This is a genomic window from Solidesulfovibrio magneticus RS-1 (assembly GCF_000010665.1).
Taxonomy (GTDB): domain Bacteria; phylum Desulfobacterota; class Desulfovibrionia; order Desulfovibrionales; family Desulfovibrionaceae; genus Solidesulfovibrio; species Solidesulfovibrio magneticus.
Genome location: NC_012796.1, coordinates 1,276,306 through 1,290,566 on the forward strand (window position 1 = coordinate 1,276,306; position 14,261 = coordinate 1,290,566).

General features: G+C 66.7%; 14 protein-coding genes. 3 read left to right on the top strand and 11 right to left on the bottom strand.

The features are described from left to right. Window positions 1-120: 120 nt before the first annotated feature. Window positions 121-759, top strand: coding sequence for a hypothetical protein (locus DMR_RS05265; protein WP_015859871.1), 639 nt, complete (start codon window positions 121-123; stop codon window positions 757-759). A 166-nt stretch (window positions 760-925) separates the two neighbouring features. Next, a complete protein-coding gene (locus DMR_RS05270) occupies window positions 926-1,303 on the top strand; it encodes a response regulator transcription factor (RefSeq protein ID WP_015859872.1) in 378 nt (125 codons plus the stop codon). A gap of 188 nt (window positions 1,304-1,491) precedes the next feature. Here DMR_RS05270 and DMR_RS05275 read toward each other — a convergent pair whose 3' ends face one another. The 5 genes from DMR_RS05275 to DMR_RS05295 form a co-directional block, all read right to left on the bottom strand. Next, window positions 1,492-2,217, bottom strand: coding sequence for a response regulator (locus DMR_RS05275; RefSeq protein ID WP_015859873.1), 726 nt, complete (start codon window positions 2,215-2,217; stop codon window positions 1,492-1,494). Between the two features lie 88 nt (window positions 2,218-2,305). Then, window positions 2,306-2,533: a DUF4911 domain-containing protein gene (locus DMR_RS05280; RefSeq protein WP_232502881.1), complete on the bottom strand. Its 228-nt coding sequence runs from the start codon at window positions 2,531-2,533 to the stop codon at window positions 2,306-2,308. A 38-nt stretch (window positions 2,534-2,571) separates the two neighbouring features. Then, on the bottom strand, window positions 2,572-3,660 hold the full coding sequence (locus DMR_RS05285) for a M24 family metallopeptidase (RefSeq protein ID WP_015859875.1): 1,089 nt from the start codon (window positions 3,658-3,660) through the stop codon (window positions 2,572-2,574). Between the two features lie 278 nt (window positions 3,661-3,938). Continuing rightward, on the bottom strand, window positions 3,939-5,318 hold the full coding sequence (locus tag DMR_RS05290; protein ID WP_015859876.1) for a protoporphyrinogen/coproporphyrinogen oxidase: 1,380 nt from the start codon (window positions 5,316-5,318) through the stop codon (window positions 3,939-3,941). A gap of 117 nt (window positions 5,319-5,435) precedes the next feature. After that, complete coding sequence (locus DMR_RS05295) at window positions 5,436-5,714, bottom strand: RNA recognition motif domain-containing protein (RefSeq protein WP_006922107.1); 279 nt, start codon at window positions 5,712-5,714, stop codon at window positions 5,436-5,438. 493 nt (window positions 5,715-6,207) lie between these two features. On the opposite strand from DMR_RS05295, the gene DMR_RS05300 reads away from it, so the two are divergent. Further along, window positions 6,208-7,005 carry a tetratricopeptide repeat protein gene (locus tag DMR_RS05300; protein WP_043600128.1) on the top strand — a complete coding sequence of 266 codons (798 nt, stop codon included), beginning with the start codon at window positions 6,208-6,210 and terminating at the stop codon, window positions 7,003-7,005. Window positions 7,006-7,103: 98 nt separating this feature from the next. Here the strand turns inward: DMR_RS05300 and DMR_RS05305 are convergent, their stop codons facing one another. The 6 genes from DMR_RS05305 to DMR_RS05330 form a co-directional block, all read right to left on the bottom strand. Beyond that, window positions 7,104-8,075: a lipoate--protein ligase gene (locus tag DMR_RS05305; RefSeq protein WP_015859878.1), complete on the bottom strand. Its 972-nt coding sequence runs from the start codon at window positions 8,073-8,075 to the stop codon at window positions 7,104-7,106. 26 nt (window positions 8,076-8,101) lie between these two features. Then, window positions 8,102-9,775: an ABC1 kinase family protein gene (locus tag DMR_RS05310; protein ID WP_015859879.1), complete on the bottom strand. Its 1,674-nt coding sequence runs from the start codon at window positions 9,773-9,775 to the stop codon at window positions 8,102-8,104. A 217-nt stretch (window positions 9,776-9,992) separates the two neighbouring features. Then, a complete protein-coding gene (gene folD / locus DMR_RS05315) occupies window positions 9,993-10,871 on the bottom strand; it encodes a bifunctional methylenetetrahydrofolate dehydrogenase/methenyltetrahydrofolate cyclohydrolase FolD (RefSeq protein WP_015859880.1) in 879 nt (292 codons plus the stop codon). A gap of 393 nt (window positions 10,872-11,264) precedes the next feature. Continuing rightward, complete coding sequence (eno, locus tag DMR_RS05320; RefSeq protein ID WP_015859881.1) at window positions 11,265-12,575, bottom strand: phosphopyruvate hydratase; 1,311 nt, start codon at window positions 12,573-12,575, stop codon at window positions 11,265-11,267. 163 nt (window positions 12,576-12,738) lie between these two features. Further along, complete coding sequence (locus DMR_RS05325) at window positions 12,739-13,470, bottom strand: tetratricopeptide repeat protein (RefSeq protein WP_015859882.1); 732 nt, start codon at window positions 13,468-13,470, stop codon at window positions 12,739-12,741. After that, complete coding sequence (locus DMR_RS05330; RefSeq protein ID WP_015859883.1) at window positions 13,467-14,258, bottom strand: type III pantothenate kinase; 792 nt, start codon at window positions 14,256-14,258, stop codon at window positions 13,467-13,469. The genes DMR_RS05325 and DMR_RS05330 overlap by 4 nt, the downstream gene beginning before the upstream one ends. Window positions 14,259-14,261 lie beyond the last annotated feature (3 nt).

A 14,261-nucleotide genomic window follows, 5' to 3' on the forward strand; every position in this document is an offset into this window, starting at 1 on the left:
GTTGTCGGACCCGAGATCGTCCCTTTCGAGCCCGCCGCCGCGCCGGCCGTCTTGCCCAAAGCCGGCCGGCGCGGTAAGGTCGGCCGTGAAGTCTGACGCACAACCGGGAGACCTGCCGCCATGACCCTTGAAATCGCGACCCAGGGCGACATCGATCAGATCGTCGTATCCTCGCTGTCCCGCGCCTTTGTCCAGAAAATCTACCGCCACTGCTGGGGCAAGAACAACACCCCCTATTTCGCCGGCAACTGCTTCAAGGGCGTGCTCTATTTCGACGAGCGCCTGGCCATCAAGTACGCCGACGACGTGGGATTCCCCTGGCGCGGCTGGCTGTCAGCCCCCAAGTTTCACCACCGCACCGGGGCCAGCCTGCACGGGCTTTCGCTCACCGTGCGCGACGCCGCCGGCCAGCGCGAAACCTCGGCCCTGGGGCTGGTCGTGGCCGAGGAGCGGCCCCGGCTTGACGGCTTCCTGGAAGGCCTTGGCGACGACGAGGTGCTGGCCGTGCTCGGGGCCGTGGACAAAGGCGAGATGTTGTTCACCCTGGCCGATTTCGATGGAACCTTTGACGCCGACAAGCTGGTTATCGAAGTGGAGCGGTTTTCCGACCTCTACTGCGAGGAAGCCGTGGTCACCGGGATGCGCTACGACGGCCGGGTCATGAGCATGGAGACCGGCGAATCCCGGGGCAAGAGCATGGTCGATCCGCTGCTCATTGGCCGCGACGGCAAACTGCTGGACATGTACGACTTCGCCTGATCCGCGTTGCGTTACAAGGCTGGCGGAGCGGCGGGGCGGCCTGTCGTCCGACGCCTGGCCCCAGGCCCCGGGGCGTCTTTTCTTGACGCCCCGGGCCAACCCTCCTATAACCGTACACTGTGACGTTCCCCGCGATAACGCCGCGTCAAACGCTGCGGAGGCAGACGTGAAATCCGTATTGGTCGTGGACGACGATCCCAGCATTCGTGCCCTGATCCGGCTCTACCTGGAGAGCGCCGGCTATGCCGTCATCGAGGCCGGCGACGGCAAACGGGCCATGGCCGCCCTGGACGGGCAGCCGGTGGACCTGGTGATTCTCGACATCTTCATGCCGGAGATGGATGGGCTGGAGGTGTTGCAGGTGTTGCGCGGCCACTGCCAGACCTGCCGGGTGATGGCCATTTCCGGCGGTTCGGCCAAGATCGGCATGGATTTGCTGGGCCACGCCACCATTTTCGGGGCCGATGCGGTGCTCGAAAAACCTTTCGGCGAAGTCACGCTGCTGGATAAAGTGACGGCCCTGATCGGCCCCGCCGCCGACTGATCGCTTCCCTTTCCCTTGCCCCGCCCGATCCTGGTCACCCGTCGCGGTTCGCCGGGGCATCGTCAGCGCCTTTCCTCGGCCGACCCCTTGCCGCTTAACGCCGAACCCCCTTGAAACCCTTCTCCATGCGGGGGGTCCGGGGGCCTCAGGCCCCCGGCCGCCGGAGGCCTCTTTCTCTCTCCCCTTATTTACACCGGCCAGTCCAGACGGGCCTTGGCCAAAAGGGCGGCGGCCCAGTCCCGGGCGGCGGCGGCGGCCTTGGCGTTGCCGGCGTCGGCCGCTCGTTCCAGGGCGGCGGCTGCTTTGGCCAGTTCGGGGAAGCCGTAAGAGCCGGCCGACCCTTTGAGTTTGTGGCTCTGGCGGCGGGCTTGGTCCAGGTCGCCCTGGTCCAGGGCGGTGCGGGCCGCATCCAAGGTCTGGCTGGCCAAGTCGTAAAAGAGAGGCAGCAGGGCGGCCAATCGGCCAGGGTTTGGGGCGTCGGTGTTGGGGGGCCGGGGCTTGGTCGGTTCGGCGGACTCGCCTTCCGGCCCGAGATAGTGGAGCAGGGTGCGCAGCACGGCCGCCTTGCGCACGGGCTTGGCCAGAAAATCGGTGAATCCGGCTTGCTGGCAAAGCAGCCGGTGTTCATCCAGGGCATGGGCGGTCAGGGCCAGGATGGGCGTGGGGACGGCTCCTCGCTGCCGTTCCAGCGCCCGGATGCGTCGGGTGGCTTCGTAGCCGTCCACCACAGGCATCTCCAAGTCCATGAGCACCAGATCATAGGGCGCGGCGGCGAACAGCTCCACGGCCTGGACGCCGTTCTCGGCCTCGTCGATGCGGTAATGGTCGCTTTCCAGGTAGAGGCGAATCAGGGCCAGATTGTCGCGGTTGTCGTCGACAAGCAGCAGGCGAGGGGGTGCGGTGGCTGGTTCCATGGCGTATCCGGGGACAGGGGCCGACGGTTTCATTTTTAGCTGATTGAGGATAGCCGTTGGGCGGAAAAGCGCAAGGGGGAAGGGCGCGTCAGGGCCGCAGGCACACGGCGGCTTCGGGGCAGACGGCGGTGAAGTCGCGCAAAAACGTTTCCACCCGGCCGGCCTCGTCCGGGCTGTAGATCAGGCGCACCACGGCGGCGAACCGGTCCACCACCGTGGGCAGGGCCAGATTGTCCTCGGCCTGGAGAAAAAACGTCAACAGCGACACGTTGGCCGAGGCCAGGCGCACATACAGCCGGGCCGAACCGGTCGGCACGGGATGGCGACGCCGCCGGGGCGGCCTTCTGCGCCGGCTCACAGGATGTCGCGTCCGGTTTCGGTGATAAGGGCCATGTGTTCCCAACGCGCACCGCCCCATTCGGGATAGTACAGGCCCGGCTCCACGGTGACGACCATGCCCGGTTCCAGCACGCTCTCGGCCGAGGGGTTGAGGCTTGGGCCTTCGTGGGTCTCCAGGCCGATGCCGTGGCCCAGGGAATGGGTGAAGCGTTCGGCCACGCCTTCCCGGGCAAAGACCTCCCGGGCCAGGGCATAGGCCTCGCGGCAGGCCATGCCCGGGCCGATGCGCTCCAGCACGGCGGCCTGGGCGGTCTGGACGCGGGCGAGCATCTCGGTGAAGCGCGCCGGGGGCTTGGCCCCGACCCAGACGGTGCGGGTCTGGTCCGAGCAGTAGTCGTCGGCCCGGCCGCCCACGTCCACCAGGACCAGACAGCCGTCGGCGATGACGGTCTCCCCGGGGATGGCATGGGGCAGGGCGGCGTTGGCGTCCACGGCCACGATGGGGGCAAAGGCCAGCTCGGAGGCTCCGAGGTCGCGGAAGCGTTTTTCGATCTCCCAGGCGGCCTGGGCCTCGGTGCGTCCGGGCAGGAGAATGTCCGGCAGGCTGGCCATGACGCCGTGGTTGATGGCGGCCGAGCGGCGCATCCGGGCGATCTCGGCGGCGTCCTTGCGCAGTCGCAGCGGTTCCACGGCCAGGGCCACGGGTGTCATGGGCATCAGCGCGGACAGTCGGCCGTGGACGTCGAAGGACAGGCTGGCCGGCTCGAATCCCAGGCGAGTCACGCCCCGGGCCTTGAGAAAATCCGTGATGGCGGCGTAGCGCCCGGCCCCGTAGATGCAGAGGTTTTGTTCCGGCCACAGGCGCAAGGCAGCGTCGCGGTAGCGGGCGTCGGTGAAGAGATAGTCGTCGCCGTCGGCCGTGACCACGAGATAGCCGGCGCTCTCGTTGCACTGGGGATCGTGGAGTTCGAAGCCGCTTAAATAGAAGCGGTTGGCGGCGTGGGACACGAGCAGGGCGTCGTGGCCCATGGCGGCCAGGGCGGCGCGCAAGCGGTCGCGGCGGCCAGCGAAAACGGGGCAGCCGCTTGTGGCTGTGGCGGTCATGGCATCTCCTTCAGGCGGGACGCGCCCGCCCGCGAAGGTGTTTCAGATCGGGCCGGCGACGTCAACCGGCCAGCGGCCCGACGGGACATGGCCCGGGGAAACACCTGCCGTCCTCGGCTGGCCGACGCGCCGGGGCAACGGTGTTTTCCGTCAAGCGTCATCGACGGTCTTTGGGCTTTCCGGCCGACAAAGCGCCAACCCTCGCCGAACCCCCTCTAAACATTTCTCCATGTGGGGGGGCTGGGGGCCTCAGGCCCCCAGCCGTCGGAGGCAGGTTGTTAAAGCGTGTAGACGGTTTCCGGTTGTCCCAGGACGTGCCGCTGGGCCCATTCGATGCCCTGCATGATGGAGTGGTCCATGTTGCCGACCTCGTATTTCCAGCCGCCGAAGCGTCCACGGGACTGGATGCCCAGGCACTCCAGGGCCGGCTGGAGCACGGCCAGGGCGGCGTCGCGCTCCAGGCAGGGTATGGGGTAGGCGTAGTCCACCCGCATCTCCCAGGAGGCGTTCTGGCCGGCGACGTCGGCCGGAGCCAGAAGCGTTGTGGCGACCAGGCCGTCCACGGTGGCCCGCTCCAGGCCGGCGAAGTCGGCCGGCTTGTGGGCGGAAAAGCTCGTCTCGGTCATGAACGCCCGGCTGCGCGGGATCATGCCGTCGGGATCGGGGGTGTTTAAGGGCGAATAGTTGTGGAAATTGGTGACCCGGTAGAAGGGGCAGTCGGCTTCCGGGAAATACATCCAGCAGCGCGGGTCCGGGGGCGCGCCGGCAAAGCCCAGGCCGTGGATGACCGAGCCGCTGTGCTTGAGCCGTCCGGCCGCCTCGATCATGGCCGGGCTGGCCCCTTCCAGCTGGTCGGCCACGAAACGGTCCAGGGGGCCGGTGGTCAGCAGATGGTCGTAGACGATGACGTCGCCAGAAGCGGTGAGCACGGTCTTTTCGGCCGGATCGACCCGGCGGCAGGCTTCGCCCAGGCGCAGCCGGTCGGCGAAACGACGGGCCAGGCGGCGGAAGATCTCGCCCGTGCCGCCGCGCAGGGGAAAGCTGAAGGTGTTGTTGGGACCCCAGGCCACGTCGTCCGTGCCGTAGATGATGTTTTTGACCACCCGCCCGGCGTCCACCACCGAGACGCGCTCGCCGATCCAGCGGTGGGACATGGCCGTGGCCGGATGGGCCCAGACCTTGAAATTGTAGGGGACCATGAACAGCCGCGCGATGCCCGGGCCGAACACCCGGTCTATCCATTCCCGGAAGTTGGCCGGCGCATCGGGGTGGACTCCGGCTGCGGCGTCGCGGCCGGCGGCCAGCAGCCCTTCGACGCATTCCCAAACGAGATCCGGGGGCAGTCGGCGGATGTTGTTTTGGAAGGGGTAGGGAACGAAGGTTCCGGCCAGGCGAATCCAGGATTCACGCTGGTGGCGCAGGACCTCGTCGCCAAGCAGTTCATCGAGGAGCTTGTCGAAGGCTTTGTAGTGGGAGAAAACGACGTGTCCGCCCACGTCCCAGGTGTAGCCGGCGGCATCGGTGAAGCTGGCGGCCAGGCCGCCGGGATAGGGATGGCGTTCCAGGACGAGGAAATCGTTTTCGCCGAGTTCGGCCAGGCGGTTGGCCGCGCCAAGGCCCGTTGGGCCGGCTCCGATGATCAGATATTTGACGCGCATGGTTGCCTCCGGGAGGGTGGGGGCAGGCGAGCAAGAAAAGGGCCAGCCGGCAAAGGAGAATAAAACTCCCGGGGCCGGACGAGCCGGTCCCGGGAGGAAAGATGTTGCGCCGGTCGTTTACCAGGCCGGGCGGCGGGGGGGACGCGGAGCGCGGGGCTTGGCCTCGTTGACCTTGAGGCTACGGCCTTCGAACTCGGCGCCGTCCAGGGCCCGGATGGCTTCGTCAGCGGCGGCGTCGTCGTCCATCTCCACGAATCCGAAGCCGCGCGGTTTGCCGGTCTCGCGGTCGGAAATCAGTTTGACGGACTGGACGGGGCCGTAACGGCCAAACAGGTCACGGACGCTTTCCTCGGTGGTGCGGAAGGGCAGGTTGCCAACATAGATGTTTTTGGACATGAGACACGGACTCCCAAAACGGTTGACGTCAGCGAACGCGAAGCGTGGACGGAGGAGGGCTACCCGCCGGCTACGCTCCTCCCCAGGACAAACCCATCGGCCCAAGGGCCGTGAAGGCCTGACAGTTGGAGTGCGCCTGTCCGTCGGGACGGCGAAGAAAGGTATGGCAGGCGTTGCGCACTCGTATTCCAGACTCCGTTAGAGTCTCGCCGCGCAAACACGGGGAGGACGGTCACGCACCACACGCGAAGTCGTCACGGGTTTGAGCGAACATGGAAAACGATAACGAACCGGTCAGTGGCTGGCAAGGAAAAATTGTTCCTTTTCTCCCTTAGGCCCTGAAATTTTTCCGGTTTGCGTTGTTCCAAACCCGTCTTGAGGGCGTTTATTCCGACGCAAAGAGGATGCTTTCAGCGGTGAAATGGACTATCCTGCCCCTGTGTGCTCGAGCGCAGGCCAAGCGCACCAACGTCAGGGAGGGCTGTACGACGCCATGACGGGAAAAATCGGGGCCAAACGTTTCGCCGTGGCCGTATCGGTGCGGGAAACCTACAAGACAGGGTTTGGCGGCACCACGCAGAGCGCTGAACGCGCGATCTATTATTACGCCGAAAAAACACCTGAGGCGGGCATCAGCGTGCAGGCCTTAAACGGCAACAGCGTGCCCAGCGGCGAGGTCACGCCGATCACTGAGGAGGAATTCCTCCAGAAGTTCAAGCCCGAGCCGCTCATGTACTACAATCTGGTCAAGCCGCGCATGGAAGCCATGCAGGCCGAGCTGGAGCGGGGCGAGAAACATCTGGAGGCCGGCCGGCTGGAGCGGGCCGAGGAATCCTTCCAGAAAGCCCTGGCCTACGACGCCGAGAACCTGCGCGCCATCTTCGGCCTGGGCAACGCCTACCTGTCCGGCGGCAAGCTCGACGACGCCCGCGACATTTTCGACAAGATCATGGGCATCGAGCTGGCCTTTGGCCCGGAAAACAAGTTTTTGTTCAACGAATTCGGCATTCGGATGCGCAAGGCCGGGCTGCTGGCCCTGGCCAAGTCGTATTACGAGAAAGCCCTGGCCGTCAGCGAAAACGACGAGAACCTGTTGTTTAATCTCGGCCGGGTGCTCTACGAACTGGAGGAGTACGACGGCGCGGTGGAGGCGGCCGAGCGTTGTCTGGCGCTCAACTCCGGTTTTCTCATCGCGGCCAAGCTGGCCAAGGCGGCCCGCCGCCAGGCGGCCACGGCAGCCATTGGCGACGCTACGCCTGGGGCTGCGTCCCCGCCCGCGCAAGACGTCTGACCGGCCTCGCAACCCCCTTTATCATTTTCCCACTTGGGGGGTCTGGGGGCCTCAGGCCCCCAGCCGCCGGAGGCATTCTTTCCTCTTTCCCCCACCCCCTAAAACAAACATTCCACCAAATCCTCCACGCCCACGCCCAGCAGATACTCGCCCAGCTCCACCCCGCCCAAGCGTTCGGCCAGGGCGTCGCGGTCGTGGCGGCAGCCGGCCAGCGCCGCTTCCAGCTCGGCCACGTCGCGCCGGCCGAAATAGTCGCCCAGAAGCCGCGCCGCAAGGATGACGCCGCCTTTGACGTCCAGATGGGCCTCGATGAGCCCGCCGGGCGTGCGGCGCGTCCGGGTGAAGCCGTAGGCCGGCGAGGCCCCGAAATTCCAGTCGTAGGTCCGGTAGCGGCTCTCGGCCAGCCCGGCCGCGCCGGCGGCCTCGTCCGGGGCCAGCGCCAAGTCGCCCGGGGCCGCGCCCGGGCAGACATGCCCCATGACGTGGCCCATGAAGTCGGTCACGGCCATGGGCGCGGGCAGGTGGGCGGCGATGTTGGTGACGCGCTTTTCCACGCTTTTGACGGCCTTGTCGCGGTATTTTTCGGGATCGACCCGTAGCGCCCCGGTCAGATGGGAGACGTCGGCGTCAAAGAGCAGGGTGCCGTGGTGCAGCACCCGGTCGCGCCAGACGTGCTGGGCGTTGCCGGAAAATTTTTGGCCCTCGATGGTCAGGTCGTTGCGTCCCTCGAAGGCGCATTGCACGCCCAGGGCCGCCACCGCCGCCAGGATCGGGGCGGTGAAGCCCCTAAAGTCCATGGCCCCGCCGCCGAGGCTGATGAACGTGAAATTGACGTTGCCCAGATCATGGAAGACCGCGCCGCCGCCGCTTAAACGGCGCACCACCGGGATGCCCCGCTCCCGCACGAAGGCTTCGTCGATCTGGGCGCGGGTGTTCTGGTTGCGCCCGACAATGACGGCCGGGGCGTTGCGCCACAGCATGAACACGTCGGTAGCGGCGTTTTTGAGCAGCCACTCCTCGGTGGCGAGATTAACGGCCGGATCGGTGGTCTCAAGCAAAATGGCGCGCACGGCAGATCCTTTGCGGCTGGCGGTTGTCAGGAATCGGGGCCAAGTTCGCCGGAGCGTTTGACGGCGCGAAGGAGCCGTAGGCCGAGCAGCACGGCGGCGGCGCACCCGAGCGCCCCGAAGAGCGAGATGCCGAAGACGAGCGGCGGCACGCGGCTGGCCAGCACCTGGCAGGAGCCGAGAAACAGCGCCGCCGTGACGATGCCGTAGACCAGGCGGTTTATGGTGGCGTCCAGGCCCCGGTGGACGAGGTGCACGTCGAGCCGGCCCTCGCGGGCGCGGCGCAGGATCTCGGCGGCGTCGCGGGGGAAACTCTCGACCAGGGCGTTCCAGTCGCGCCAGCTGCGCCGGGCGCGGGTGAAAAGCGCCCCGGGCGAAAGCCGACGGGCGATGATCTTGCCGGCGTAGGGCGCGATGACGTCAATGAGCGAAAAGCCCGGGGAGAGCGTTCGCGACGCGCCTTCCAGCACCACAAAGACTTTGATGAGATGGGCCACCACCGGCGGCAGCAGGATGCCGTGGCGGCGCACGATGGCGGCCACGTCGGCCATGGCCCCGCCCAGGTCGAACGCGCCAAGCTCCTGGCTGGCGTAATCGGCCACGAAATCCTCAATGTCGGCCCTAAGCGCCGCCCGGTCCAGGCCCGGCGGCAGCCGGCCGATGCGCATGACCTGTTCGGTCAGCCCCTCGGCGTCGCCCTCGGCCACGGCCAAAAGCGCGTCCTCCATGGCCCGCCGGGTGCGCTCGTCGATGCGCCCGACCATGCCGCAGTCCAGGATGCCCAGCCTGTCGCCGGGCAGCACCAGCAGATTGCCGGGATGCGGGTCGGCATGGAAGAAGTTGTCGCGGAAAATCATCTCCAGGAACACGTCGGCGGCAAGCTTGGCCATGGCCGTGCGCCGGGCCGCGGCCTCGGGCGAAAGCTCCCCGGCCAGACGCGACAGCGGCTCCCCGACCAGCTCTTCCATGGTCAGCACTTCCCGGGCGCAGCGCTCGGGATAGGGGCGCGGAAAGGCCACGCCCGGCTCGGAAGCGAAATTGGCCGCGAAATGGCGCAGATTGCGCTCCTCGCGCACGAAATCGAGTTCCCGCAGGATGGTGCGGCGCATCTCGGCGGCCACGGCCAGGGGTTGATACAGCCGCAGCTCCACCACCCCCCGCTCGGCCAGTTCGGCCAGGCCCATGAGGATGTCGAGATCGGCCCGCACCCGCTCCTCGATGCCGGCATGGCGCACCTTGACCACCACCGCCGTGCCGTCCGGCAGCCTGGCCCGATGCACCTGGCCAATGGAGGCGCTGGCCATGGGCACGGGATCAAAGCCCTCGAAGAGTTCTTCCACCGGCGCGCCAAGCGCCTCGCGGATCGTGCGCTCCACCGCCTCGGGCGCATCGGGTTCGGTGTCGGCCCGCAGTCTGGACAGTTCCGCCGCCACCTCCGGCCCCACGAGGTCGGCCCGGGTGCTGAGTATCTGGCCAAGCTTGATGGCCGTGCCCCCAAGCTCGGTCAGGGCCAGCCGCAGCCGTTCCTCACGCTTCAGCGTCGCCAGACTGGCCCCCGACGGGCTGACCAGCAGGTCTTTTAAAAACGCCGGGTCCGTGGCGGCCAGAAACTCGGCCAGGCCGTAACGCGCCAGCACCCCGGCGATTTCCCGGAATCTGCGGGCGTTTCTGGCGAAATGCGGTATCGAGGCGAGTGACAGCATGGCGGCGCGTCCCTTAAAAAATACGAGAGTATTTTTTAAGAAAAATTACTGGTTTTTCGCTGTTGCTTCTCGTGGACGCGGCGCGAGGGTCTGGGGCGGAGAGGCCAAGGAGGAAGAGAAGAATGCCTCCGGCGGCCGGGAGGGGGTAACCCCCTCCCGGACCCTCCCTGAAAGGGGGGATGGACGGCCGGTGGTATATCACGCGCGCCCTTGGGGCCTAGATCGGGCAATCTGGGGGCTGGCGACGCCAGCGGTAGGCCTCCACGGTGTTGCTCATGAGCGTGGCGATGGTCATGGGGCCGACGCCGCCGGGCACCGGCGTCATGGCCGAAGCCACGTCGGTGAGGTTGTCGTAGTCCACGTCGCCGCACAGCTTGCCGTCAGGCAGGCGGTTCATGCCCACGTCCACGATGACCGCGCCGGGCTTGACCATGTCGCGGGTGATGAGCTTGGGCTTGCCGATGGCCGGCACGATGAAGTCGGCCTCGCGCACCACGGCGGCCAGGTCCGGCGTGCGCGAATGGCACACCGTCACCGTGGCGTTGCCGAAAGGCGAGGCGGCAGAGAGCAGCATGGCCATGGGCTTGCCCACGATGTTGCTGCGCCCGATGACCACCGCCCGCTTGCCGGCCGGGGAAAGGCCGTAATATTCCAGAAGCTTGATGACTCCAAACGGCGTGCACGGCTTGAGGCAGGGCAACCCGATGGACAGCCGCCCGACGTTTTCGGGATGGAAGCCGTCCACGTCCTTTTTGGGATCGACCAGGGCCAGACAGCGCTGGGCGTCCAAACCCTTGGGCAGAGGCAGCTGGAGCAGGATGCCGTCAATGTCCTCGCTGCTGGACAGTTCGGTGATGAGCTTCTCCAGGGCGCACTGGCCGATGCCGCCGTCGAGCCGCCAGATGCGGGAAACGAAGCCCACTTCCTCGCAGGCCTTTTCCTTGTAGCGGACGTAAATCTGGGAAGCCGGGTCCTCGCCAACGAGGATGACGGCCAGATGCGGGGCGCGCCCGTGCTGGCGCACCAGGGCGTCCACGTCGTTTTTCACGCGCTGGCGCAATTCGGCCGCGACTTTCTTGCCGTCAATAAGCAGCATGGCGAAATCTCCTTGGAAAGCGGTCAACAGCGGCCCCAGCCGCCGACGTCACGGCGACACTCTTAACCGGGCAGGCGGGCGTCGTCTACTGATGCGAGGTGGAAAGGCGAGGAGGAAGAGGCCTCCGGCGGCCGGGGGGCTCAGCCCCCCGGACCCCTGACATGGGGTAAAGGGGGGGGCGAGGCTGGGACGGCGGGCGGCAGCGTGGCAGAAAGGGTTTCCACTGGCCGAAGCGGCCAGCAAAAGCAAAAACGCCCTGGAAACCCTCACTGGTTCCCAGGGCGTCTCACGAAGCCCCGCCTGGCCCCTTTCCCCCTTTCAGGGAGGGTCCGGGAGGGGCTTAGCCCCTCCCGGCCGCCGGAGGCAGTCTTCGTCTTTCTCTTCTTTTCTTCTCTACTCTTCGTCGCCTTCGGGCTCTTCTTCGTACCACTGGCCGGCCATGACCGGGCCGTAGTAGATGGCCATATCTTCCAGCTCTTCCTCGATGCGCAGCAGCTGGTTGTACTTGGCCAGGCGGTCGGAGCGGCACAGCGAGCCGGTCTTGATCTGGCCGGCGTTGACGGCCACGGACAGGTCGGCGATGAAGCTGTCCTCGGTCTCGCCCGAGCGGTGGGAGACCACCGTGGTGTAGGCGGCCTGTTTGGCCATCTCGATGGTGTCCAGGGTCTCGGTGACGGTGCCGATCTGGTTGAGCTTGATGAGGATGGAGTTGGCCACGCCCTGGTCGATGCCTTCGGCCAGGATGTCGGGATTGGTGACGAAGATGTCGTCGCCAACGAGCTGGATGCGTTCGCCGAGGTTCAGCGTAAGCGTCTTCCAGCCCGGCCAGTCGGACTCGGCCAGGCCGTCCTCGATGGAGATCAGCGGATAGCGCTCGACGAAGCCGCCCAAGTAATCGACCATTTCGGTCGAGGACAGGGAGAGGTTCTCGCCGGTGAGCACGTATTTGCCGTTCTTATAGAATTCCGAGGCGGCGGCGTCGATGGCCAGGGAGATTTCCGAACCCGGGCGGTAGCCGGATTCCTCGATGGCCTTGATGATGTATTTGAAGGCTTCGTCGTGGCTCTTGAGGTTGGGGGCAAAGCCGCCCTCGTCGCCCACGGCGGTCATGTGGCCGTCGGCGGCCAGGATCTTTTTGAGGGTGTGGAAGGTCTCGGCGCCCATGCGCAGGGCGTCGGCAAAGGTGCGCGCGCCAAGGGGAATGATCATGAATTCCTGGATGTCCAGGTTGTTGGGAGCGTGCGCGCCACCGTTGATGATGTTCATCATGGGCACGGGCAGCACCTTGGAGTTGATGCCGCCGATGTACTGGTACAGCGGCAGCCCCAGGAAGTTGGAGGCGGCGCGGCACACGGCCAGGGACACGCCGAGGATGGCGTTGGCGCCCAGGCGCGATTTGTTCTCGGTGCCGTCGGTGTCGATCATGAGGTTGTCGATGGCCACCTGCTGCAGGGCGTCCATGCCGATGACGGTGTCGGCCAGTTCGCCCTGGACGTTCTCCACGGCCTTGGTGACGCCTTTGCCGGCGTAACGGGAGGCGTCCTGGTCGCGCATTTCCAGGGCTTCGCGGGAGCCGGTGGACGCGCCCGAGGGGACGGCGGCCCGGCCGGACGCGCCGGATTCCAGGGTGACCTCCACCTCGACGGTGGGATTGCCGCGCGAATCGAGGATTTCCCTGGCCCAAACGGCCGCTATGGTGCTCATGATGGTCTCCTTGAAAGTATGGGGTTTGGCGTTGTGTGCGTGGAAGGCGGGCCGCGTGGCCCGACACTGTTGGCTGTAGCGCAATTCCAAACGATTTATAAGCCCCGGGGTCGGGCAAAATGCCGGAGGCGGCGGGGGGATCGGGAATGTCGCCCAGGCTTCGTCAGATCGTGATGTCCGGGAAGTCTTCGACGCCGGCCGGTTTGGCGTGGCGGGCCAGGTAGCGCAGGAAGGCCTTGGCCTCGGCGAAGTCCGGGTCGGCGGCCACGGCCTTTTCCAGGAGCGTCCGGCAGCCGGCGGCGTCGCCTTTTTCGTAGAGGGTGCGGGCGAGGTTGAACATCAGGCGTTCGTCGTGGGGGGAAAGCTCCAGGGCCTTGCGGTAGTAGTTGGCCGCGCCGTCGAAATCGCCGCTTTTGCGAAGGCTTATGCCAAAGGCGTTTATGGCGAGCTTTTGGCCTTCGGCCGTGGCCGCGCCGCTGCTTTGGAGCACAGCCAGGGCGTCCTCGCCGGAGTCGGGCCGGCCGGCGGCGGCCAGGGCGGCCAGGATGACCAGGAAAAGGGCCTGTTCGGGCGGGGGCAGGGTTTTGTGGTCCAGGCCCGGCCCGACGTCGCGCAGCAGCCTGGCCAGCACCAAGGCGGCCGGGGCGATGCGCTCGCTGTAGAGCAGCGGGGCCGGCACGAAATGGCGCAGGAATTCTTCCGGCGTGACGATCTTTTGCAGGGGCATGGGCAGATGTTTTTCGTCCAGGGGAAAGATGACGATGCGGGCCGGCCCGAGCTTCATGGCCAGCCAGTCGATGCGCTGGACAAAACCGCGTCCGGAACCGCCCTGGCCGCCCATCTTCTCGCGCTTCTCGGACTGGTAGCAGCCGAGAATCTCCGGCAGTATCGTCATTTCCGGCCTCCCGGCCGGCTTGAGGCCAGCCACAATTGCCGCAACCCTTCGAGCAACAGTTCCGGCCGCACGTCGCGGATGACCGGACAGATGGGGGCGAGTTTCTCGGCAAAACCGCCCGTGGCCAGCACGTGGACGTCGCCGCCGAGGTGGGCCTTGAGGCGGGCGGTGACGCCCGTCACCATGTCGGCAAAGCCGAAGACAAAGCCCTGGTTGATGCAGTCCGTGGTGGAGCGGCCGATGGACAGCGCCCCGTCGCCCGGGTCCAGGGCCACGTGGGGCAGCTTGGCTGTCTTGCTGACCAGTCCGGACAGCGACGTCATGAGGCCCGGGCAGATGAGCCCGCCCAGGAACGCGTCGTCCTGGACGCAGTCGAAATTGGTGGCCGTGCCGAAATCCACCACGATGACCGAGGCCGCGCCCACGGCCCGGCGGCCGGCAAAGGCCGTGACCAGCCGGTCGGCCCCGACTTCGTGGGGCCGGCCGTAGAGGTTTTTGAGCGGTATGGGGATGTCCGTGGGCACGAAGCGCAGCCGCACGCCGAGATAGCGCGAAATGGCGTGTTCGATGATGGGATTAAGCGGCGGCACCACGCTGGAGGCCACGGCGGCCTCGATGTCGGCCGGCCGGCAGCCGTGAAAGGGCAACGCCGAGGCCAGGGCCAGACCCAGGCTGTCCGGGGTGGCGCTGCGGTCGGTGGGCAGGGCAAAGGACGACAGCAGGCCGCCGGCCTCGGCCAGGCCGAACTTGATGTTGGTGTTGCCGACGTCGACTAAAAGGGCGGGCATGGC